We start from the raw sequence: 22,416 nt of genomic DNA, 5'->3' as shown, positions 1-22,416 counted from the left end.
GTATTTATAATGCGATTTAGTAAAGCGATCCTTGTTGCAACGAGCATAATTGCAATTGGGCTATGTACAAGTGGCTGTAATAGTTCTAGTACGAGTTCTAACAGTAGCAAGAGCAGTAGTGCCCAAGTCTCATCAGCAAAAAAAGAGGAGTCACATATTGTGGGTTCGTATCGTGATGATGCCGATGGAGCTGCTATTACCCTTAATTCAGATGGAACTGGGACATATGTAATGGCAAATCCGACACAGGCTGATATTCATGATCAATTGACCTGGAAAAAGGAAAAGAATAATTACATCATTAACTTAAATGATAGTAATTATGATACGCCGATTGATGCGCGGCTAAATGAAGACAATTTGAGCCTTGTCGGTAACGATGAATGGCCTAATCAGTCATTTAAACGTGTTCATGGTGATTTTGACGTTGATAATTTCTTAAAAGAACAACATGCGAAAACCAACAGTTCTACAACTAAGGATACTCATTCTAAGGAATCATCGACTCATGCCCGCGCAGCACTTAAGAAGTGGGCGAGTGAACACCACAAAGACACCAGCAAGATTGATAAGTTGAAAGCTACGACTGACCTATCTGAGCCAGATGAAGGGTGGGCCTTTGTTGACGATAACGGAACTGAATATGCCATCGTTCGAAATGGAAAAGTTTACCCACGTCCGGTTATTGACGGGGATACTTCATCTAATTAATAATCTTAGCGACAAACTTAATAAAATAAACAATTATAGCTCATACATGCGGTTGCGTTCTCATCAAAAACTTATTTTTCAATTGACGATGTTTTGAAACACGTTTATAATAGTACTATTCTGAATTTTATTGTTAAAGTTTTTTAATGTTTAGAATACGTATTCAATTAACATTGTGCTAATTGAAAAGTGAAATTATTTGGAGGAATTGTATGAGTAAACAAAAGAATTTGGATACCTCCTTCTTTGGACAACCGCGTGGATTGTCGACATTGTTCTTCACTGAAATGTGGGAACGGTTTAGTTACTACGGAATGCGGGCTATCCTTCTATTCTATATGTACTACGCTGTTACCAAGGGTGGTTTGGGCATGGACCAAGCTACCGCAGCATCAATTATGTCAATTTATGGTTCATTAGTTTACTTGGCCAGTGTTGTCGGAGGATGGTTATCTGACCGTGTATGGGGATCGCGGCGAACGGTCTTCATCGGTGGTGTCCTTATTATGTTTGGACATATCGCTCTGTCATTACCATTTGGTGTGTCAGCACTTTATGTATCAATCGCTTTGATTGTTATTGGTACCGGGTTATTAAAGCCAAATGTTTCAGAAATGGTTGGGGGCTTATACAGTCCTGAAGATCGTCGTCGAGACTCTGGTTTTAGTATGTTTGTCTTTGGGATTAACTTAGGGGCCGCTGTTGCTCCTTGGGCTGTCCCTTGGGCTGCTAATGGCTTTGGCTTAAACCTTTTCCATGGTGAAATGAACTTCCACGCTGGTTTCTCACTAGCTGCTATCGGAATGTTCTTTGGATTAGTACAATATGTAGTTGACGGCCGGAAGTATCTTTCGAAAGATAGCTTATATCCTGATGATCCGATCGATAAGGAAAGTTTACGTCCAGTAATTATTTGGTCAATTGTTGGTGTTATTGCATTAGTGATCATTCTTGGATTGCTTGCGGCAATGGGTCAATTAAACATCAATAATATCATTACAATCATTACGGTTATTGCTATTGCTTTACCAATCTACTACTTTGTAATGATGTTGAATTCCAAGAAGGTTACAAAGGATGAAAAGTCACGGGTTGTTGCTTACATTCCACTTTTCATTGCTGCTGCTATCTTCTGGGCAATTGAAGAATCAGGTTCAGTTGTTTTAGCCCTCTTTGCTGAACAACGGACTGTTTTACACATTGGTGGTTGGCACTTTGCTGCTGCTAACTTCCAGACATTGAACCCATTATTCATTATGATCCTAACACCATTCTTCGTTGCACTTTGGGATCACTGGAAAAAACAACCAAGTGCTCCTGGTAAGTTTGCTGCTGGGTTAGTAATTGCAGGTCTTTCCTATGTTTGGATGGCCCTTCCAGCAATGATTCACGGTACAACCGCCGGACGGGTTAGCCCATTCTGGTTAGTTGGTTCATGGTTCATCGTTGAAATCGCCGAAATGTTGATTTCACCAATTGGTCTTTCAGTAACTACTAAACTTGCACCAAAAGCATTTAAGTCTCAAATGATGAGTATGTGGTTCTTGGCGGATGCTGCTGGACAAGCGGTTAACGCCCAAGTTGTTAAGTACTACTCATCAGCTACAGAAGTTCCATACTTCTTAATTATCGGGGCAGTAAGTATCGTCTTCGGATTGATTCTTTGCCTATTCGTTAAGAAGATTCATGGCTTGATGGATGGTGTAGACTAAAAATTATATTAAGGGATCGAGAATAATTCTTGGTCTCTTTTTTTTGAGGTGAGTTATGAAAATTGCAGTAAGCAGTGACCTTCATTTAGATTTAAATCATGCTGATGTTGCAGAAATTATTACTCAACAGGCACATTATTTAACCCGTCAAGAAATTGACCATTACTTTTTTGTGGGGGATTCCTTTAATGATTTTGCGCAAACCAGCGTATATTTTGCGGAACTACAATCGCAATTGCCTATCACAAAGGTCCATTATCTTGCTGGTAACCACGATATGTTAAAAGGGGTCACTTATGAGCAATTAGAAAATTTAGATGATGATCTATATTTTCATAACCGATTTATCGATATTCCCCAAACAAACTGGCGGATTATCGGTAACAATGGTTGGTATGATTATTCGTTTTCAACGTATGAAAGTAATATAAAAGCGGTCGCAAAATGGAAGCGGGCATATTGGGTGGATCGTCCAATTATGCAGCCAATGAATGATCCAGAACGAATGGCGATTGTTTTAGACCAAGTTGAAGAAAACCTAAAACAGGCTCGCAATCAACAAAAACAGGTTATCTTTATGACCCACTTCGCACCGATTAGAGAAGCTCTCCCGCATCCAATTATTGAATCAGCACGGCGGCAGCGGATGTGGGAGATGACGACAGCAATGTTGGGCAGTAGACACTTAGGAGTATTACTCGCTAAATTCCCGGAAGTAAAAGCAGTTTTCTATGGGCATCTTCATTATGCTCAACCATTAATTACCGTTGGAAATATTGAATACCGTAATCAAGCAGTTGGGGTCAGACGCAAAAATAGTGAGGACTGGAAGGGGAAAAGCCTATTAGATCAATGGATTAGCCACCTTTATACTAAAAAAATCTAGTTTTTTCAAAAAAAATAAGAAAAAACACTTGCAATGAGGTTGGAAATTAGGTATTATAATAAACGTTGATTGATACGAAATATTTAATCAAGCAACTTCTTGGAGGAGTAGCGAAGTCTGGTTAAACGCGACGGTCTGTAAAACCGTTCCTTCGGGTTCGGCGGTTCGAATCCACCCTCCTCCATCTTTATTATTGGGCTATAGCCAAGCGGTAAGGCAACGGTTTTTGGTACCGTCATGCGCTGGTTCGAATCCAGCTAGCCCAACTGTTATTGAAAGGCTAAGAAAAACATCAGTTTTTCTTAGCCTTTTCTAGTTCAAAATTTTATTAAGCTATATGAAAAAAGGAATGACAGCCAATGCCTAAACAAGGTCATTTTGCCAAAAGCATGCGAACTAAACAAATAAATGATTTTAAAGTGAAACGCAATGCGACTAGTGCGACCATTGATGATGAACAGTTAACAGATTTCCTAGTGGTTCGCTTTGCTTTAACAGCTAAGAAGAGGGCTCAATCTGGGGCTCGAGAAACTGCTCAACGGTTCTTGATTGAAATTTGTGATTCTTTACAAGAAAATGATGGGGATTTACAGGCGATCATTCCAAATTTACTAGCGAGTCTTAATGCCCGGGTACCTTGGCAATTCTATCCAGAAATTCTGGGAGAATGGGATTTGCTTCAAAAGTTTTTACAAAAAGAACTTCCTGCAGTCCCATTAGAAAAACGTCTACGAATTAAGCACCCAGTCACAACCCAGGAAATGGAGACGTTAATTGCAAAATTATTGGCCAGAAAGATTACTGCAATTACGTTTATTAATCAGCCGGGAGTTGATCCACATAAAAAAGATCAGATGGTGACAATGATGCTAACAACGATCTATCATGATCAAACGATTGAATGGGATAAAGTACGGTTGTTACTAGCGCCATTTAAGTTTGAAATTGCCCCTGAACTAGACGAAGAAACGAAAGACTGGTTAAAGAAATTAGCAGAAAAATAATAACGTTGACTTTCGTTCTGCTTCCTTGGTAGAATTAAATCGTTATTGCAGAGCTGTGGTGGAGTTTTATCACCGTGGCTCTTTTTATTTTGATTTGAAGGAGGAATCGGAAAGCAATGGCAGAAAAAAACTATTCACGTATTTATCTCGCAATTGGTTCCCTTGCATTACTAACGTTTATCGGAATTTTGAATGAAACATCGATGAACGTCACATATCCAGAATTATCTGCTCAGTTTAATGTATCGCTCGATGTTATTCAGTGGATTACAACTGGTTATTTATTGATGGTAACAATTACAATGGGGACAACTGCCTATCTATTACGCCAGTATCAAGCACGTTGGTTGCACTTATTTGCAGTATCAGTTTTCATTATTGGTGACTTAATGTGTGCTTTGACTGGTAATTTCCCTATTTTGTTAACGGGGAGATTGATTCAAGCTATGGCAACTGGGTTAGCAACGCCAATCATGTTCCATTTAATTTTTACGGAGATTCCGCGTGAAAGAATTGGTATGATGACCGGAATGGCTGCAATGGTTATTTCGTTTGCACCAGCACTGGGACCAACATATGGTGGGGTCGTTTCAGAAATGCTATCATGGCGGATGATCTTTTGGATTTTACTACCAATTGTTTTGATTAGTCTTGTATGTGGTCAACTTTTTATTCGCAATAAACCCCTTGGAAATGATAAAGCCTTTAGTTATGGAAGCTTAATTACACTGGCAATTGCCCTTATTAGTATAATTAGTGCAGTTTCTTCGATTGGGAAACAAGGATTTGGAAAACAGGTTTGGCTTTTATTATTGGTAGCAATTATTTTCTTTAGCGCCTTTATCTATATCAATAATCACGGTAAATCAGAATTGTTTGACTTAAAGGTGTTTAAGGTTGTCCCATTGCGGCTATCAACTGTCACTTATTTTAATTTACAGTTTATTAATATTGGAATTTCGCTTGTTATTCCTATTTACGTTCAATATGTTTTGCACTCTTCGGCAATTGTCGCGGGTCTTATTTTATTTCCCGGGTCATTAATCGGTGCTTTTATCTCGCCATTTGCTGGAACTTTGGCTGATCGTTATGGTTTTGCTACGCCAGTTATTTCCGGGGGAATTCTTTTGGTTATTGGGACAAGTTGCTTCAGTATTTTCCAACGTCATTTAACGCCATTATTAATAACGATCTTCTTCGTTATTTTACGAATTGGTTTTAACTTTGCTTTTTCGAATACAATTTCCAATGCTTCAATGTTGGTTCAACCACAAAATGCCCCTGATGTAAACTCAATTTTCAATATGGTCCAACAATTTGCTGGCTCACTAGGGACGAGTCTTCTTGCCTCCACAATTGCTTTATTCCAAATGGACAATAGCGGCTCATTGCTGGGACGTACGTATGCTGGAGGACGATTTGACTTTATCTTATTAGGAGTTTTGGCAATTATTACTTTATTAACAATGGTTACTAACTATCGCATGCAACAAAAGAAGGAAAGTATTTCTCAATAAGTGGTTGAATTAGCCTGACAAGAATGTGATAATGTGGCTTAATTAATACAAGTTATTACAGGGTTTTAAAGAAAGTGACTATAAGTTAAAATGATACATTCTATCGTTCACTTTATGGTGAGCAATCAGGTTTTTACGCTGTTTATTTGTCTTGCAATTGGCTTTTTGATTGGAAACTATAAAATTGCGGGTAAATTTAATATTGGGGCAACGGTGGGAACGTTAATTGTGACCTTAATAGTGGGGCAAATTGGGAGTTTTCCCCGGGATGAGATGTTGGGAACGATTTTCTTTGGCGCCTTCATGTTCTCTGTTGGTTATCGAATTGGACCTCAGTTATTAGTTAGTTTGAAATTATTTGGGATTCGAATTTTAATCGCTAGTATTTTCTGGATGGTTGTTGCGTTCTTAGTTGGGTGGAGTCTTTTTTCTGCCTTTAAGATTGGACCGGGAATCGCTGCCGGAGTTATTTCAGGGGCCCTTACCCAATCAGCCACTGTTGCCAGTTCATTACAAACAATTGGATCTTTACCAGTCAGTCAAAGCGTTAAGGCAACTTATGAGGCTCAGCTCCCAGTTGCCTATGCTTTAACATACGTTTTTGGAACATTAGGGATAATTATTTTTTTACGTGACCTAGCACCTAAAATTTTGGGGATTTCAATTGCTGAACAGGGTCCTAAAATGGCTGAACATTATCACTTCCATGCTAAAAACCCTAATCCAACTTGGCGACGAACATATCGCATTGCAGATAATTCACCGCTTGTCGGTAAAATGCTTGAGGAATTTAATCGGCGGTCTAATTACCGAATTATTGGGTTAGCTGCTTTTCATGATGGCAAAATGACTGACCACCTTGAATATCAATTGCAGGTTGGCGACTTGCTAACTGTTATTGGTTACGCCGATCATTTCGATCGATTAATGCGAGTACCAGGATTAACAGAAGTGTTGACGCCGACCAATGCGCCGCGTGAACGAGCTTTTGTTCTGGGGAAAAACTTTAAACCGGGTGAATTAGCCCTTCTTCGCCAACACGGGGTTTTTGTGAACATTCAAGACCCAATCAGCGGAAACCAACAATTGATTAACCAGTTGCGGCCAGGAGATGTGATTTCATTGACTGGGAATACATCGCGAACCAAGGCAATTTTAAAAAAGATGGGACGCTGGAAAGCTGCAGATACAGCAATGAATTATTCTTTATTCTCTTTAGGAATCGGTTGTGCTTCCCTTTTAGGAATTATCGGGCTAAAATTAAATAGTATTCCGTTGCAACTAGGGAACGGAACGGCGGCTTTAATTATGGGACTAATCCTGAGTTCGTGGATTGAGCGTCACCGTGACCGTAAATCCATCCCTGTAACGGTAACTAGCTTTCTTCAGAGTTTTGGACTAACGCTTTTTGTAGGAACAGTTGGTTTGCAATCAGCTCAAGCATTTACAAGTGCAATTAAGTCGTTGGGTATCGGGGTCTTATTCATTGGGGCGATGATTTCAATAATGCCACATTTACTAACGCTGTTCTTTGGACGCTATATATTGAAGATGGAACCTCTTGCTTTAATTGGTGCACTGACTGGTTCAGGAACGATTGCAGCGGCAATGAATGAGATTTCGCAAAAAGCAGGTCCAGAAGGCGGAGCATATTATGCGGCTGCCTTTACTCCGGCGTTTGTAGTTGGTAATATTGGAATTACATTACTAGGGCCGATTTTTGTGGCGCTACTATCATAATTTATCGCTTAGAAAGGGCGTGCAAAATTATAATGCAACAATTTTTTACAATTTTAGGTGGAATGGGGACGCTAGCAACAGAAAGTTATGTACGGCTGTTAGATAAGAGAACGCCAATTCATCGTGATCAAGATTACTTAAACTATTTAGTTGTTAATCATGCAACCGTTCCTGATCGTACTACATGGATTCTCGACCATAGTCAACCAGATCCTAATGAGGCCCTGATTGAAGATATTAAACAGCAAAGTCTTTTGAATCCTGCATTCTTTGTCTTAATTTGTAATACAGCCCATTACTCTTTTGATAAGTTACAGGCAGCAACGGAGATTCCGATTCTCAATATGCTGCAAGAAACGGTTAACGAGATTAAGAAGATTAAGCCGGATGCAAAGCGGGTTGGTCTATTAGCCACTAAAGGAACTTTGGCAGCTAACTTATATGATCCTTATATTGAAAAGGATGGGTACGAACTTATCAAGCCAACTCCTGAGATCGCCGATATGACAGAAGACTTGATTTACCATGATATCAAAGAAGCTGGCCATTCTGATGGCAAGAAGTATCATGAGCTAGTGCGGAAAATGATTGAAGAACAAGGAGCAGATGTAGTAGTTTTGGGTTGTACTGAATTATCTTTTGCAGAAGAGATGGACCCTGAAACTAAGTACCCGGTTGCCGATTCACAATCAATTATTGTTGATCGGTCTCTTGAACGAGCATTGAAATTACGACAAAAATAATAAAGATTAAAAATTAGAGACCGAGGAAAGGTAATAATTCCAACGGTCTCTAATTTTTTGGGCGATATTTTAAGAAATTGGTCTAGATTTTTGGGAATGGTGTAAAATATACACATGCGCAATGTTTAGCAAACAATGGCGTAAGGAGGAAAGAAAATGAGTTCACCTGTTTATATTCAAATTCACAATCAGTTAAGACAAAACATTGAAGATGGTGAGTGGAAAGTTGGCGATAAAATTCCCGCTGAACGCGAACTTGCTAATAATTTTGGTGTCAGTCGAATGACCCTGCGACAAGCAATTCAAGCATTAGTTGATGAAGGAATTCTTGAGCGAAGAGTTGGTTCTGGAACTTTTGTCGCTAATCGCAAAGTTCAAGAAAAAATGTCGGGAATAACGAGTTTTACTGAATTAATGCATGCGACAGGGAAGAAAGCTGCTAGTAAGACAATTTCTTACCACTTGACGATTCCTTCGCAAACAGAGGTTGAAAAGCTAAAGTTAGCACCAGATGAACAAGTTTTACGAATGGAACGAGTGCGTTATGGAAATGATGTGCCGATTTGCTACGAAATTGCAACCGTTCCTGCTAATCTCGTTCAAAAATTTAGTAAAGAAGAAATTACCACTTCTTTTTATCGGACGCTAGAAAAAAAGGCGAACCTTTATCCTGGGCATGCGACCCAGCATATTTCAGCAACAAAGGCGACAGAAAAGATTGCTAACTACTTGCAGATTAAGCGAGGGGATGCTCTCTTGCGAATGACCCAACTATCTTACTTACAAGATGGTCGGCCTTTTGAATATGTCCATACTCAATATGTTGGATCGCGGTTTGAATTTGTCTTTGAAAAGTAATCAAGACAAATCCATGTTACAATACTGATTAACGATATTACTTTTGAGAGGAATTATACTAATGAAATTTGATTATCCGGATGATAGCCTTACCCTTCATACTGATGCGTATGAATTGAGTATGATGCAGACCTACTGGAAAAAAGGAATGGGTAACCGCCGTGCTGTCTTTGAGGCCTTCTTCCGTAAAATGCCATTTAATAATGGGTATGCTGTTTTTGCCGGGTTAGATCACATTATTCGCTATGTAAAGCAATTACATTTTACTGATAGCGACATTGAATATTTAAAGTCTACGAATCAATTTGATGATGACTTTCTAGAATATTTACGTAACTTTAAATTTACGGGTTCAATCAGCAGCTTTGAAGAAGGAGATCTGGTATTTAACCATGAGCCGATTATTCAGGTTGATGCGCCAATTATTGAAGGCCAATTGATTGAAACGGCAATTTTAAATATTCTTAATTATCAGATTATGATTGCGACAAAGGCTTCACGAATTAAGTCAATTGTCGGTAACCAAACTGTAATGGAATTTGGTTCACGGAGGGCACAAGAATTGGATGCAGCTTTGTGGGGAACGCGAGCAGCATATATTGGTGGCTTTGATGCTACAAGTAACGTCCGTGCAGGTAAATTATTTGGTATCCCGATTTCAGGAACCCATGCTCATGCCCTTGTGCAAGTATACATGAATGATTATGACGCATTTAAAGCATATGCAGAAACTCATCATAATTGTGTCTTTCTTGTGGATACTTTTGATACCTTAAAGAGTGGGGTTCCAAACGCAATTAAGGTTGCCAAGGAATTTGGCGATAAAATTAACTTTATCGGTGTCCGGATTGACAGTGGTGATATGGCCTACCTATCTAAAAAAGTACGCAAAATGCTGGATGATGCTGGTTTTCCAGACGCAAAAATCATCGCATCTAATGGCTTGGATGAAAAGACAATCCAAAACTTGCAAATGCAAGGAGCGAAGATTGATACGTGGGGAATCGGGACTAAGTTAATTACTGCCTATGACCAACCCACTCTAGGGGCGGTGTATAAATTAGTTGCTATTGAAGATGAAGATGGCCAACTTGTTGATACGATTAAGATTTCTAATAATGTTGGTAAAATGTCAACTCCCGGCAAAAAACAAGTATGGCGGATTAACGATCGTGCAGATCTCAAGAGTGAAGGGGATTATATTACATTAGTTGATGAGGATCCTCGTAATGAAAAATCACTCAATATGTTCAATCCTAACTTCCCACTCCAACAAAAAGACGTGGAGGATTTTACTGCCCGGCCAATGCTAAAGCCAATCTGGCAAGATGGTAAGTATGTTTATGATGAACCGACCTTAGAGGAGAGCCGACAACACCGTTTTGATAGTTTAAATGCTTTATGGGATGAGTATAAACGAGATTTAAACCCAGAAGTATACCCAGTCGATTTGTCACAGAAATGCTATGATAATAAACTTAAATTAATTCACCAAGTTCATGAATATGTTAAATCATTGAATAAGTAGAGGTAATCTGTAGTGCGAAAGTATCAAGAAGAAATAATTAATGCATTAGGCGTTAACTCGCAAATTGATCCCCAAGCAGAAGTAACTAAACGTGTTCAGTTCATCTGTGATTTTCTCCAAACCACTAAGATGAAGACCCTGGTATTAGGAATTTCTGGCGGTCAAGATTCAAGTTTGGCGGGGCGGCTTTCACAATTGGCAGTCGAAAAGCTGCGGGAAGAGACTGGCGACAATGAATACCAATTTATCGCAGTCCGGTTGCCATATGGTGAGCAAGCTGATGAGTCAGATGCAATGTTTGCAATTAATGACTTTATTAAACCTGATAAAATAATGCGGGTTAATATTAAGGCGACGACTGATGCGATGGTGGCATCCTTAAATGAAGCAGGTACGTCAATTAGCGATTTTAATAAGGGAAACATTAAAGCCCGGGAACGAATGATTGTCCAATATGCTATTGGTGGAGAAAACAAAGGAGCTGTGGTAGGAACAGACCATGCCGCTGAAGCAGTAACTGGTTTTTATACTAAGTTTGGGGATGGCGGTGCCGATATTACACCACTTTCTGGATTAGATAAGCGCCAAGGAAAAGCCTTATTACAATACTTAGGAGCACCAGCCAAGCTTTATGATAAAACACCAACTGCAGACTTAGAAGAAGACAAACCAATGCGTCCCGATGAAGAAGCGCTTGGTGTTCGCTATGATGAAATCGACGACTACTTAGAAGGTCGTGAAGTTTCGCCAGCAGCTGCTGAAAAGATTGAAGGTTGGTATCGGCGGACGCAACATAAACGGCACTTACCGATTGCCCCATACGATACCTGGTGGAAATAAATTAATAATAAAATGGGAGGCTGGGAGTCAACTCAGTCTCTTTACTAGTTTTAAGGAGGATGACAATGGAAGAGGAAACACTTCAGCTTGTTAGTAAACAATTACCAGATATTCGCCCTCAACAAATTAAAGCGGCCCTCGGCTTAATGGATGAAGGAAATACGATTCCCTTTATTGCCCGTTATCGTAAAGAAATGACGGGTACGCTTGATGAAGTTCAATTGCAAGCTATTCGGGATGAATATCACCGGGTAACGACATTGCGGGAACGTCAAGCGACAGTTATCAATAAGATTAAAGAGCTCGGTAAGCTAACACCGGCGCTCGAAAAGCAAATTAATAGCGCGACCGAATTGCAAGAAGTAGAAGATCTTTATTTGCCATATAAGCAAAAGCGACAGACAAAGGCCCAACAAGCTCGTGAACATGGCTTGGCACCGCTAGCAAATTGGCTGCTATCTTACCCTGACGATGATTTAAGTGCGAAGGCGCAAGAATTTATTAACGATGATGTTCTTGATGCTGAAAGTGCATTAACAGGCGCACATGAAATTTTAGCTGAAGCAATTAGTGAAATGGCCACGGTGCGAAGCTGGTTGCGAAATTATACTGCTCAACATGGGCAATTAGAGACAGGTATAAAACGTGGTGGGGAAGAAAAGGATGAGCTTGGGACTTATAAGCAGTACTATGAGTTCACTAGTCCAGTTCAAAAATTAAATTCTTATCAAATTTTAGCCTTTAATCGCGGAGAAAAAGAAGGAATTATTAACGTCAAAATCACTTTAGATGAAGAACCAGTGATGAATTACCTTCGTTTCCGTTTAATCAAAACCAGCAAGAAAAACGACGCAACTGCCTTTATTGAGGACGCCTACAAGGATGCCTACAAGCGTTTCTTGGGCCCGGCAATTGAACGGGAACTGCGGCGTCAATTAACAGAGGGTGCTGATGAACAGGCGATCAAGGTCTTTGGTGAGAACCTCTATCATTTGTTGATGCAAGCACCAATTAAGGGAAAAGTTGTGTTAGGATTTGACCCTGCTTACCGAACTGGTTGTAAGTTGGCGGTCCTTGATGAAAATGGGAAATTTTTAACTAAAGCAGTTATCTATCCCCACAAACCAGCGCCAGAAAAGCAACGTGTGACAGCAGAAAGCGAGTTTATTGACTTACTAGAAAAGTACCACGTTGAAATGATTGCGATTGGTAACGGGACAGCTAGCCGGGAATCAGAACAGTTTGTTGCGGAAGCACTTAAAAAGATCAAACGGCCAATCTATTATGTAATCGTAAATGAAGCTGGAGCCTCAGTTTATTCCGCAAGTAAAGAAGCCCGTGATGAATTCCCTGATCTGCATGTTGAACAACGAAGCGCAATCAGTATTGGTCGTCGTCTGCAAGACCCCCTTGCTGAATTAGTTAAAATTGATCCGCAAGCGGTTGGTGTTGGGCAATACCAGCATGATTTGCCGAAGAAAGAATTGAGCGGGGAACTGGAAACAATTGTTGAACGGGCGGTAAACCGGGTTGGGGTCAACCTCAACACAGCTAGTTATCAATTATTAACCCGTATTTCCGGGCTTAATAAAACGATTGCTAAGAATATCGTTACTTACCGAGATGAAAATGGGCGGTACACTAATCGGACGCAGCTAAAGAAAGTGCCACGGTTAGGACCTAAAGCTTATCAACAATCTGTTGGTTTCTTGCGGATTATTGGTGGCGAAAATCCATTAGATAACACTGATGTCCACCCAGAAAGTTACCAGGTGGCGGAAGAGATTATTCAAGCAGCAGGGATTAATGTCGATGAGTTGGGAACGCCAAGTGCTGATGATAAGTTAAAGAAAATTGATGTTAAGCAGTTTACGGATGATCAAGTTGGAACGGAAACCGTTACTGATATTATTTCTTCTTTGCAAAAGCCAGGCCGTGACCTGCGTGATTCAATGCCTGCTCCATTATTACGCCATGATGTAATGACGATTGAAGACCTTAAGCCGGGGATGAAACTTCAGGGAACTGTCCGGAATGTTGTCGACTTTGGAGCCTTTGTTGATATTGGTGTCAAACATGATGGGTTAGTTCATGTTTCAAAGATGAGTAAGCAGTTCATTCGTGATCCGCGGGCAATGGTAGCCGTTGGTGATATTGTGGACGTGTGGATTGATGATGTCGACTTGAAGCGTCAGCGGATTCAATTAACGATGCTTGAACCGGAGACAGTCACGAATGACTAATGCTGAATTACAACAATTGACCGAACAGTGGTCAAAAGAATACTTTGGGCGGGAATTTACGCACAAGGTATTTTTTAATAAGCGGTTAAAAACAACCGGTGGACGTTATTATTTAAGTGACCATCGTATTGATATCAACCCGTTAATGTATACTGAATTTGATCTTCATAATCTGCGCCAAGTGGTTCTTCATGAATTGTGCCATTATCATTTACATCTGTTAGGAATGGATTACCGCCATCGTAGTAGAGAATTTAAGACTTTACTAGTACAGGTGGGAGGATCGAGATATGCACCACTAACTAGTAAAAGAAAAGTAAATTCCAAGAAAAAATGGCATTATATCTGTACTGGTTGTGGTGTTGAAATCGCGCGACAACGGCGGTTCAACACCCAACGATATATTTGTCGGCGATGTGGTCACAAATTTCTTTTAAAAAATTGAAAAAAGTTGTTGCCAACGAATAGGTATCTTGCTATAATAATATTCGTTGGTTGATATGCGGCCGTGGCGGAACTGGCAGACGCGTAAGATTAAGGATCTTATGGTCGATTATGACCGTGGAGGTTCAAGTCCTCTCGGCCGCACTACTTAAAAAGCACTGAGTAATATTTGCTCAGTGCTTTTTTTGTTTTAAAATTTTCATTTAATAAAATTTACGTAAATTTTACTTCCTTCTCTTGCTATCTCAACGATGAAAGCGCTATACTTTAGATGTTGTAGATAGTAACGAGGAGGGATCTATTAATGAACGCAAATATCAAATGGCTTGATGATCCAGAAACATTCCGGGTTAATCAATTACCTGCGCATAGTGACCATTATTATTACGGCAACTATGATGAATGGCGGCATAATAATAGTCGTTTTGCGCAAAACTTGGATGGACAATGGCAATTTAACTTTGCTGAAAACCCGCGTGAACGCGAAGAAGATTTTTATAAGACAGATTACGATAGCAGCAGCTTTGGAACAATCGAAGTTCCTAGTGAGATTGAACTAAATAATTATGCCCAAAATAATTACATTAACACTTTGATTCCGTGGGAAGGTAAGATTTACCGTCGTCCTGCATATGCCCTTAGTCCTGATGATGCGCAAGAAGGATCGTTTAGCGATGGGGATGACAATACTGTTGGCGAATACTTAAAACATTTTGACCTTGAACCTTCTTTACGGGGAAAGCAGATCCGCATTCGTTTTGATGGTGTTGAGCGTGCCATGTATGTTTGGCTTAATGGTCACTTTATTGGTTACGCTGAAGACAGTTTTACCCCATCTGAATTTGACCTGACTCCTTACGTTCAAGATGAAGGTAATGTTTTAGCCGTGGAAGTTTTCAAGCATAGTACCGCCTCGTGGATTGAGGATCAAGATATGTTCCGCTTTTCTGGGATTTTCCGGAGTGTAAACCTATTAGCTCAACCACTTGTTCATGTTGAAGACCTTAATATTCGGCCAATTGTTACTGATAATTATCAGGACGGTATTTTTAATGTTGACCTTCAACTTCACGGTGAAAAGACCGGGAACGTTAATGTGCGGGTTATCGACAACGATGGTAATACGCTCGTCAATGAAACACACCCTGTTGACTCCCCGGTAAAAGTTCAGGATCAATTTTTAGAAAATGTTCACTTATGGGATAACCATGATCCTTACCTCTATCAATTGTTGATTGAAATTCGTGATGACGAAGGTAATTTGGTCGAACTCGTTCCATATCGTTTTGGTTTTCGCCGAATCGAAATTAATAAAGACCATGTTGTCCTATTGAATGGTAAACGGCTAATTATCAATGGTGTTAACCGTCACGAATGGAATGCTAAACGTGGCCGCGCGATCACGATGGATGATATGACGAGTGATATTCACACCTTTAAGGAAAATAATATTAATGCCGTCCGGACGTGTCACTATCCAGATCAAATTCCGTGGTATTACCTTTGTGATGATAATGGGATTTACATGATGGCCGAAAACAATCTGGAATCCCATGCTACCTGGCAGAAGATGGGAGCAATTGAACCATCATATAACGTCCCTGGTTCAGTTCCCCAATGGCGTGATGTAGTAGTTGATCGAGCACGGACTAACTATGAAACATTTAAGAACCACCCGTCGATTTTATTCTGGTCTTTAGGTAATGAATCATATGCTGGCGATAATATTGTCAAAATGAATGAATTCTATAAGAAGCATGATGATAGTCGGCTTATTCACTATGAAGGTGTTTGTCATACTCCCGAATATCGTGCTCGGATCTCAGACGTTGAAAGCTGGATGTACTTACCACCTAAAGAAGTTGAGGAGTACTTGAAGAACAATCCAGACAAGCCATTTATGGAATGTGAGTACATGCATGATATGGGAAATTCCGATGGTGGAATGGGTTCGTACATTTCCTTGCTTGATAAATACCCACAATACTTTGGCGGTTTCATTTGGGACTTTATTGACCAAGCCCTCCTTGTTAAGGACCCGGTAAGTGGTCAAGAAGTGATGCGCTATGGTGGTGATTTCGATGATCGTCACTCAGATTACGAATTCTCGGGAGATGGCTTGATGTTTGCCGATCGGACACCGAAGCCAGCAATGCAGGAGGTAAGATACTACTATGGCTTACACAAATAAATTACGCGTGATATACGGTGATGCAACATTAGGACTTAGTGGTGACGGCTTTCATTATATCTTTAGCTATGAGCGTGGTGGATTAGAATCGCTTAAACTAAACGGTAAAGAATGGCTATATCGTGAACCAATGCCGACATTTTGGCGGGCAACCACTGATAATGATCGAGGGAGCGGCTTTAATATTCGATCTGCTCAGTGGTTAGCAGCGGATACTTTCCATAAGTGTGTTGGAATTGACCTGATAGTTGATAACCAACACTTTGCTGAATTGCCTATTGCGCCGACAACCAATGAATTTAGTGATCCCATATCTGCTGAGGACGTCAAAATTAAGTATACTTTTGAGACGCTAACAGTTCCGGCTACGCAAGTCACGGTAACTTATGAGGTTAACGGACAAGGTGAGATTAAAGTGACAATGCATTATTACGGTCATGAAGACTTACCCGATCTACCAGTAGTAGGAATGCGTTTTATCATGCCAACAGTTGCTACCGGCTTTGACTATCAAGGATTATCCGGTGAAACTTACCCCGACCGGATGGCAGGCGCAACTGAGGGCACTTTCCATGTTGATGGTTTACCGGTTACTAAGTATTTAGTCCCGCAGGAAAATGGAATGCACATGGATACTCATGCATTAACAATTACGCGTGATTCTACTCAAAATAATGCTGATCATTCTCGGGAGCCATTTAGCTTAATTGTTAAGCAAAACGAGCAACCATTTGCCTTCAGTTGTTTACCATATACAGCGGAGGAATTAGAAAATGCAACACACATCGAAGAGTTGCCGCTTGCACGACGAACCGTTCTCGTAGTTGCGGGGGCCGTTCGAGGCGTTGGAGGAATTGATAGCTGGGGTGCAGATGTTGAAGAACAGTATCATATTCCTGCCGACCGTGATGTTGAGTTTTCATTTGTATTGAATGCAAAATAGAAAGTACAAATTGTTATATAGATCAAAAGTTAACAGCAAAATAGGCCTCAAATATTCGGAAAAGCCGATTATTTGAGACCTTTTGCATTCTGAAGGGTGTGACCGCTGGAGTCAATTATAGCTTTTATCATGCACCCTTTTTATGCTAATCAATTTCACCTGCCATAACTCGCTTAAAGTAAGGTCTAAAGTGCGTACAGAAATAATAAAGGCCATAAATCGCAAGCATGCTAAGACCAACTAGTGAAATCACTAATAAAGCGGTGAACCATTTTGCTTGTTTAAAGTAGAGGGTAACGGTATTTTTACCTTTACGCTGCTGAATGTAAGGAGCACCAACCGAGGATCGCTGATAGTGACGAAGTAGGTGACCATTAACTGTTAATTGTGATTCGTGATATGTAATAATTGGCAACCGAACTTTTCCCGCTTTTCCTGTTTCCCATGTTAATTGCAATCCCCCATGAGGCAAGACAGTATGAGTATATTTATGGGCTTCATTAATAATTTGCCCTTCATAAGCGTAAGAACGAACATACTTTTGATTCATGTACTTCTTAGGAATTGGCAAATAATCAGGACTTCTCTTCTCAACCATCGTTAACAGTTGACCAGGGTAAAGATCATGGACGGAGTGTCGCAGTGCGGCCTTATTTTCACTTACGCGGGTAATTGCGCTAAAACTATTAAGGACAATTTCTGAATCATAGCGTGCTGCTCGTTTATAAACATCAATTGTTGTGGGAGTAAAGACCAGAAAAACCATTAGCAAGAGAATTCCAGTAGTTAATTGATTTCGTAAGTCAATCTCTTGCGCTTTTTTATCAAGGGTGGTAGCACTGATCCCAACTCCTGCGAGTAAGAGAGGAAAGGCAATAATTGTCAACCGGTTAGGGAACTGCAAAGTGTGTCCAAGGGCCGGGATCACATCTTGGAAAAATGACCACGGAGTAAGGAAAGAACTAAGTAAGAAAACCAAAGAGCCAAGTAATGTCAGTACCGTATTAATAAGTGATTTGTTAAAAGTAAATAATACGTAGATGAGTTGAAGGATAAAGAGAATCCACATTGCATAGATTAGGTAATCGCGTGTACTGCTAAACATTGAAGGCAATAATACGTTATCTGCGAGGCTAAAATCGGCAGGATGAGCAATGTTATTGTGGAGGTTAAGCATTAATAAGGCTCCCCAAACATTAGCCGTTAAAATAATCGTTCCGCCGCCTGCCTTTAGCGTTTCGATCCACATTTTCTTACGGTTAGTTGTTATAATTAATCCAATAATAAAGAACGGTGTTAGTGTAATCACAAAAAATAAAGAACTTAGCATGTGGATCTGAATGATGATCGTCATTAGGGTCATCAATTGTAACCAGTTGACTGGTCGTTGGTGATCCTGGATCATACGGACTCCACAAATTACCATATAAGGGGCCAGAGCAGCTCCCCATGCATTCATATTCTGTGCTAATTCCCATCGTGGAAGCCAGCCAATGTTCATATAGATTAGGGCACAGATAATTGCAAATGTCCGTTTACTATGAACACGGATGCCAAGCCGGTACATGCCGATCCCACCTAATAAATAGACGATAAAGGTAGTGACGATCTGATATTGATACCAAGTTCCTACTACGCCAAGAATAGCTCCATTTAAATATGCAAAGAGGGGACCATAAACGGCATTGATGATGCGGCCACTTTGTTGGAAACTATAATTACTTTGAAAATAGCTAAAATTAAGCTGTTGAATTTGCTTAGCTGCATCGTAAAAACGGTTAAAGTGGAAAATGGAGTCCGTCCCTAAAATAACTCCATGTGATACAAATTGGGGGGACATGATTAAGTATGCCATTGCAGCGATGGCACAGTATGGCAGCCCCCAATTAATTAGATTAGCAATTTTAGATTTCATAAAATTGAGAATTAAACTAAATCAGTTTAATTTTTCCTTTCCTCAAATACTTACCTTAATAATTATACGGCAGAAAAGTCGACTGTAAAATAACCCTCTGCAGCTAGTTTAATTGTTAAGCACTAGTAAAATGCGCTATTATAAGATAGTGGCAAAGGGGAGTGAAAAAATGGCAGAATTAGTAATTGTACGTCATGGGCAAAGTCAAGCTAACCGTGATAATATTTTTACTGGCTGGACTGATGTTCCGTTGACTCCTAAAGGAATTGAGCAGGGTGAATTAGTAGGCAAGGAATTGCTAAGACTAGGTATCCAATTTAGTGATGCATATACGTCCTATATGGAACGAGCAATCATGACGACTAATATTATCCTAGAAGAAATTAATCAGCTATATATTCCTGTTCATAAAACGTGGCGACTAAACGAACGTCATTATGGGGCATTGAGTGGTCGGAACAAAGATGAAGTGAAGAAAGAAATTGGTGCAGAACAGCTTCATAAATGGCGACGTGGTTTTAAAGATTTACCACCACAATTAAAAGAACGCCAGTATGATCGCCGCTATGAGCGCTTAGGAGTTAAGATTCCGCTTAGTGAGAGTTTAGAAATGACGCTCCAACGACTTCTCCCATATTGGCAAGACCATATTGCGCCTCGTTTAATCGATGGACATAATCAGTTAATTGTTGCCCATGGTAGTTCTTTGCGAGCATTAATTAAATATTTAGATGGTATTTCAGATGATGATATTGATAAAGTAGAAGTTCCAAATGGTAAGCCAATTTTATATCGCTTTGATGATCAGCTTAATGTCATTAAAAAGACTTTTATAACAATGGATGGTGAAATTGATGACAATACACGAATTAGCAAATAACCCAACGTTAAGTGGTCAAGTACGCTTGATTGAAAATATTGTTTATGGTGCAATGGATGGGGAAGCATTACATATGTCGATCTTAGCACCGTGGACGCAACGTTTCCCGAAACAATATCAAACTGAACCACGGCCATTGATTGTTTTTGTTCAAGGGAGCTCGTGGCGAACACCAAAAATGGGAGAAGAAATTCCACAACTGGTTCAATTTGTTCAGGCAGGTTATGTTGTAGCAACCGTTCAACATCGTAGCTCAATTGATGGACATCCTTTTCCTGCGTTTTTGCAAGATGTTAAGACTGCTATTCGTTTTTTACGGGCCAATGCGCGAAAATATGCAATTGATCCGCAACAGGTTGCAATTTGGGGTACTTCCTCTGGGGCCAATGCGGCAATGCTAGTCGGCTTAACGGGTGATGATCCGCGTTACAAAGTTGACCTTTATCAAGACGAATCGGATGCAGTAGATGCTGTGGTTAGTTGTTTTGCCCCAATGGACGTGGAGAAGACGTTTGAGTATGATGCTAACGTTCTGGGAAATAAGTTACTGCAATATTGTTTATTGGGACCTGATGTATCAAAATGGCCAGAAATTGAAAAGCAAATGAGTCCCCTATATCAAGTCAAAGATGGACAAAACTATCCACCATTCTTATTGTTCCATGGAGATGCTGATAAAGTTGTTCCATATGAACAAATGGAAAAAATGTATATGCGATTGAAGGACAACGGGAATTCTGTTGAAGCATATCGGGTTAAGGGTGCGAACCATGAACGAGATTTCTGGAGTCCAACAATTTATAACATTGTGCAGAAGTTTCTTGACGATCAATTTAAATAAATTTTAGTAATTGTATTGACAACTTATTTTTTATAAGTTATGATTTTGGCATACTAAGTTAGGAGGAACACGTCATGTTTAACAAACAATTAATCAACGTTACTGTTTGTTGTTGTGGATCGCGTCTTATGCGACCCACAGTTTGGCGTGCTTACTTTTAGTTGAGTAACTGCTAACGTAACCGGGAATAAATGCATAAGGCGCAAATTCAAGTGAGAAGTTCTTGAGTTTGCGCCTTTTTTGTATTCGTTTTTGCATTCTAAAGGAGATAGATATTATGAGATTCAACACACAATTAATTCATGGCGGTAATAGTGAAGATTCAACAACCGGTGCTGTTTCAACACCGATCTACCGTTCATCGACATTCCATCAACACGTTCTTGGCGGTGAACCTAAATGGGAATATTCTCGAACAGGAAATCCAACACGTGCATCTCTTGAAAAATTAATTGCAGAGCTTGAACATGGGACAGCTGGCTTTGCATTTGCTTCTGGATCTGCTGCTATTCATGCTACCTTTTCTTTATTCTCTCAAGGTGATCATTTTGTAGTTGGTAGTGATGTATACGGAGGAACATTCCGATTAATCAATAAGGTATTAAAACGCTTTGGCCTTGAATTTACTGTTGTTGATATGCAAGACCTTGAAGCAGTAGAAAAGGCAATTCAAGATAATACCGTTGCAGTTTATTTTGAAACACCGACTAATCCGCTCTTGCAAACCGCTGATATTAAAGTAATTGCTGATATCGCAAAGAAGCATGGAATAAAGACAATTGTTGATAATACCTTTGCTACTCCTTATAACCAACAACCGTTAACCCTTGGGGCAGATATTGTTGTTCACTCCGCAACCAAATATTTAGGTGGTCATAGTGATGTTGTTGCCGGATTAGCAGTTACTAACGATGATGAGGTTGCTGAACAATTAGCATTCCTGCAAAACTCAATCGGTAGTACGCTTGGTCCTGATGATAGTTGGCTGTTACAACGGGGAATGAAAACTCTCGGCGCGCGGATGCGAGTTCATCAAGAAAATGCGAATGAAGTCATTAACTTCCTTCAAAACGATGAACATATTGGAAAAATTTATTATCCAGGCTTAAAAGATTTCCCTGGTCATGAGGTTGCGACTAAGCAAATGCGGAACTTTGGCGCAATGATCTCCTTTGAACTTAAGGCTGGCTTAGATGCGAAGAAGTTTGTTGAAAGTCTACAATTGATTGATCTTGCCGAAAGCTTAGGAGGAATTGAAAGTTTGATTGAAGTTCCAGCTGTCATGACCCATGGATCTATTCCCCGGGAAATAAGATTAGAAAACGGAATTAAAGATGAGTTGATTCGTCTTTCGGTAGGAATTGAGGACCCTGAAGATATTATTGCTGACTTGCAACAAGCACTTAAAAAATTAGATTAA

18 protein-coding genes and 3 tRNA genes are annotated in these 22,416 nt (G+C 40.0%); 20 read left to right on the top strand and 1 reads right to left on the bottom strand.

Annotation, left to right across the window (positions count from 1 at the left end; genetic code table 11):
* The first annotated feature begins 9 nt into the window (after positions 1-9).
* The 17 genes from LMB57_RS05315 (at position 10) to LMB57_RS05235 (ending at position 17,360) form a co-directional block, all read left to right on the top strand.
* Complete coding sequence (locus LMB57_RS05315) at positions 10-711, top strand: lipocalin/fatty acid-binding family protein (RefSeq protein ID WP_229271021.1); 702 nt, start codon at positions 10-12, stop codon at positions 709-711.
* A gap of 212 nt (positions 712-923) precedes the next feature.
* The gene (locus LMB57_RS05310) at positions 924-2,423 is read left to right on the top strand and encodes a peptide MFS transporter (RefSeq protein ID WP_020842871.1); all 1,500 of its coding nucleotides are present in this window, start codon (positions 924-926) and stop codon (positions 2,421-2,423) included.
* A gap of 55 nt (positions 2,424-2,478) precedes the next feature.
* Complete coding sequence (locus tag LMB57_RS05305) at positions 2,479-3,309, top strand: metallophosphoesterase (RefSeq protein ID WP_229271020.1); 831 nt, start codon at positions 2,479-2,481, stop codon at positions 3,307-3,309.
* A 101-nt stretch (positions 3,310-3,410) separates the two neighbouring features.
* Positions 3,411-3,493: transfer RNA gene (locus LMB57_RS05300), tRNA-Tyr, on the top strand.
* A 10-nt stretch (positions 3,494-3,503) separates the two neighbouring features.
* Positions 3,504-3,575: transfer RNA gene (locus tag LMB57_RS05295), tRNA-Gln, on the top strand.
* A 93-nt stretch (positions 3,576-3,668) separates the two neighbouring features.
* On the top strand, positions 3,669-4,313 hold the full coding sequence (locus LMB57_RS05290) for a hypothetical protein (protein ID WP_229271019.1): 645 nt from the start codon (positions 3,669-3,671) through the stop codon (positions 4,311-4,313).
* A 116-nt stretch (positions 4,314-4,429) separates the two neighbouring features.
* The gene (locus LMB57_RS05285; protein WP_229271018.1) at positions 4,430-5,830 is read left to right on the top strand and encodes an MFS transporter; all 1,401 of its coding nucleotides are present in this window, start codon (positions 4,430-4,432) and stop codon (positions 5,828-5,830) included.
* Between the two features lie 90 nt (positions 5,831-5,920).
* Positions 5,921-7,570 (top strand): aspartate-alanine antiporter-like transporter, encoded by a 1,650-nt coding sequence (locus LMB57_RS05280; RefSeq protein WP_229278074.1) that lies wholly within the window; start codon positions 5,921-5,923, stop codon positions 7,568-7,570.
* Positions 7,571-7,602: 32 nt separating this feature from the next.
* Positions 7,603-8,313 (top strand): aspartate/glutamate racemase family protein, encoded by a 711-nt coding sequence (locus LMB57_RS05275; RefSeq protein ID WP_229271016.1) that lies wholly within the window; start codon positions 7,603-7,605, stop codon positions 8,311-8,313.
* Positions 8,314-8,469: 156 nt separating this feature from the next.
* On the top strand, positions 8,470-9,171 hold the full coding sequence (locus tag LMB57_RS05270) for a GntR family transcriptional regulator (protein WP_229271015.1): 702 nt from the start codon (positions 8,470-8,472) through the stop codon (positions 9,169-9,171).
* A gap of 61 nt (positions 9,172-9,232) precedes the next feature.
* Positions 9,233-10,699 carry a nicotinate phosphoribosyltransferase gene (locus tag LMB57_RS05265; RefSeq protein WP_229271014.1) on the top strand — a complete coding sequence of 489 codons (1,467 nt, stop codon included), beginning with the start codon at positions 9,233-9,235 and terminating at the stop codon, positions 10,697-10,699.
* A 12-nt stretch (positions 10,700-10,711) separates the two neighbouring features.
* Positions 10,712-11,539, top strand: a complete 828-nt coding sequence (gene nadE / locus LMB57_RS05260) for an ammonia-dependent NAD(+) synthetase (protein ID WP_229271013.1) — start codon at positions 10,712-10,714, stop codon at positions 11,537-11,539.
* Between the two features lie 65 nt (positions 11,540-11,604).
* Positions 11,605-13,782 carry a Tex family protein gene (locus LMB57_RS05255; protein WP_229271012.1) on the top strand — a complete coding sequence of 726 codons (2,178 nt, stop codon included), beginning with the start codon at positions 11,605-11,607 and terminating at the stop codon, positions 13,780-13,782.
* Positions 13,775-14,227: a SprT family protein gene (locus LMB57_RS05250; protein ID WP_229271011.1), complete on the top strand. Its 453-nt coding sequence runs from the start codon at positions 13,775-13,777 to the stop codon at positions 14,225-14,227. Before LMB57_RS05255 ends, LMB57_RS05250 begins: the two co-directional genes overlap by 8 nt.
* A gap of 57 nt (positions 14,228-14,284) precedes the next feature.
* A tRNA-Leu gene (locus LMB57_RS05245) sits at positions 14,285-14,370 on the top strand.
* A 160-nt stretch (positions 14,371-14,530) separates the two neighbouring features.
* A complete protein-coding gene (locus tag LMB57_RS05240) occupies positions 14,531-16,417 on the top strand; it encodes a glycoside hydrolase family 2 TIM barrel-domain containing protein (protein ID WP_229271010.1) in 1,887 nt (628 codons plus the stop codon).
* Positions 16,401-17,360 carry a beta-galactosidase small subunit gene (locus tag LMB57_RS05235; protein ID WP_229271009.1) on the top strand — a complete coding sequence of 320 codons (960 nt, stop codon included), beginning with the start codon at positions 16,401-16,403 and terminating at the stop codon, positions 17,358-17,360. The genes LMB57_RS05240 and LMB57_RS05235 overlap by 17 nt, the downstream gene beginning before the upstream one ends.
* A gap of 145 nt (positions 17,361-17,505) precedes the next feature.
* Here the strand turns inward: LMB57_RS05235 and LMB57_RS05230 are convergent, their stop codons facing one another.
* Positions 17,506-19,275 carry a cell division protein gene (locus LMB57_RS05230; RefSeq protein WP_229271008.1) on the bottom strand — a complete coding sequence of 590 codons (1,770 nt, stop codon included), beginning with the start codon at positions 19,273-19,275 and terminating at the stop codon, positions 17,506-17,508.
* Positions 19,276-19,405: 130 nt separating this feature from the next.
* Between LMB57_RS05230 and LMB57_RS05225 the strand changes: the two genes are divergently transcribed.
* The 3 genes from LMB57_RS05225 to LMB57_RS05215 all read left to right on the top strand — a co-directional run bounded on the left by LMB57_RS05225 (position 19,406) and on the right by LMB57_RS05215 (position 22,416).
* On the top strand, positions 19,406-20,155 hold the full coding sequence (locus LMB57_RS05225; RefSeq protein WP_229271007.1) for a 2,3-bisphosphoglycerate-dependent phosphoglycerate mutase: 750 nt from the start codon (positions 19,406-19,408) through the stop codon (positions 20,153-20,155).
* Entirely contained in the window at positions 20,130-20,996 is an 867-nt protein-coding gene (locus LMB57_RS05220) for an alpha/beta hydrolase (protein WP_229271006.1), read from the top strand. Before LMB57_RS05225 ends, LMB57_RS05220 begins: the two co-directional genes overlap by 26 nt.
* A gap of 277 nt (positions 20,997-21,273) precedes the next feature.
* On the top strand, positions 21,274-22,416 hold the full coding sequence (locus LMB57_RS05215; RefSeq protein WP_229271005.1) for a trans-sulfuration enzyme family protein: 1,143 nt from the start codon (positions 21,274-21,276) through the stop codon (positions 22,414-22,416).

Origin of the sequence: Limosilactobacillus secundus, from assembly GCF_020784695.1 — a bacterium.
Classification (GTDB): domain Bacteria; phylum Bacillota; class Bacilli; order Lactobacillales; family Lactobacillaceae; genus Limosilactobacillus; species Limosilactobacillus reuteri_F.
This window is presented reverse-complemented; position numbering and strand designations above follow the sequence as displayed.

Bases quoted from the DNA above. Each gene is read 5' to 3' on its own strand.
- LMB57_RS05315 (WP_229271021.1), top strand. From the start codon at position 10: ATGCGATTTAGTAAAGCGATCCTTGTTGCAACGAGCATAATTGCAATT.
- LMB57_RS05310 (WP_020842871.1), top strand. From the start codon at position 924: ATGAGTAAACAAAAGAATTTGGATACCTCCTTCTTTGGACAACCGCGT.
- LMB57_RS05305 (WP_229271020.1), top strand. From the start codon at position 2,479: ATGAAAATTGCAGTAAGCAGTGACCTTCATTTAGATTTAAATCATGCT.
- LMB57_RS05290 (WP_229271019.1), top strand. From the start codon at position 3,669: ATGCCTAAACAAGGTCATTTTGCCAAAAGCATGCGAACTAAACAAATA.
- LMB57_RS05285 (WP_229271018.1), top strand. From the start codon at position 4,430: ATGGCAGAAAAAAACTATTCACGTATTTATCTCGCAATTGGTTCCCTT.
- LMB57_RS05280 (WP_229278074.1), top strand. From the start codon at position 5,921: ATGATACATTCTATCGTTCACTTTATGGTGAGCAATCAGGTTTTTACG.
- LMB57_RS05275 (WP_229271016.1), top strand. From the start codon at position 7,603: ATGCAACAATTTTTTACAATTTTAGGTGGAATGGGGACGCTAGCAACA.
- LMB57_RS05270 (WP_229271015.1), top strand. From the start codon at position 8,470: ATGAGTTCACCTGTTTATATTCAAATTCACAATCAGTTAAGACAAAAC.
- LMB57_RS05265 (WP_229271014.1), top strand. From the start codon at position 9,233: ATGAAATTTGATTATCCGGATGATAGCCTTACCCTTCATACTGATGCG.
- LMB57_RS05255 (WP_229271012.1), top strand. From the start codon at position 11,605: ATGGAAGAGGAAACACTTCAGCTTGTTAGTAAACAATTACCAGATATT.
- LMB57_RS05250 (WP_229271011.1), top strand. From the start codon at position 13,775: ATGACTAATGCTGAATTACAACAATTGACCGAACAGTGGTCAAAAGAA.
- LMB57_RS05240 (WP_229271010.1), top strand. From the start codon at position 14,531: ATGAACGCAAATATCAAATGGCTTGATGATCCAGAAACATTCCGGGTT.
- LMB57_RS05235 (WP_229271009.1), top strand. From the start codon at position 16,401: ATGGCTTACACAAATAAATTACGCGTGATATACGGTGATGCAACATTA.
- LMB57_RS05230 (WP_229271008.1), bottom strand. From the start codon at position 19,275: ATGAAATCTAAAATTGCTAATCTAATTAATTGGGGGCTGCCATACTGT.
- LMB57_RS05225 (WP_229271007.1), top strand. From the start codon at position 19,406: ATGCGCTATTATAAGATAGTGGCAAAGGGGAGTGAAAAAATGGCAGAA.
- LMB57_RS05220 (WP_229271006.1), top strand. From the start codon at position 20,130: ATGACAATACACGAATTAGCAAATAACCCAACGTTAAGTGGTCAAGTA.
- LMB57_RS05215 (WP_229271005.1), top strand. From the start codon at position 21,274: ATGAGATTCAACACACAATTAATTCATGGCGGTAATAGTGAAGATTCA.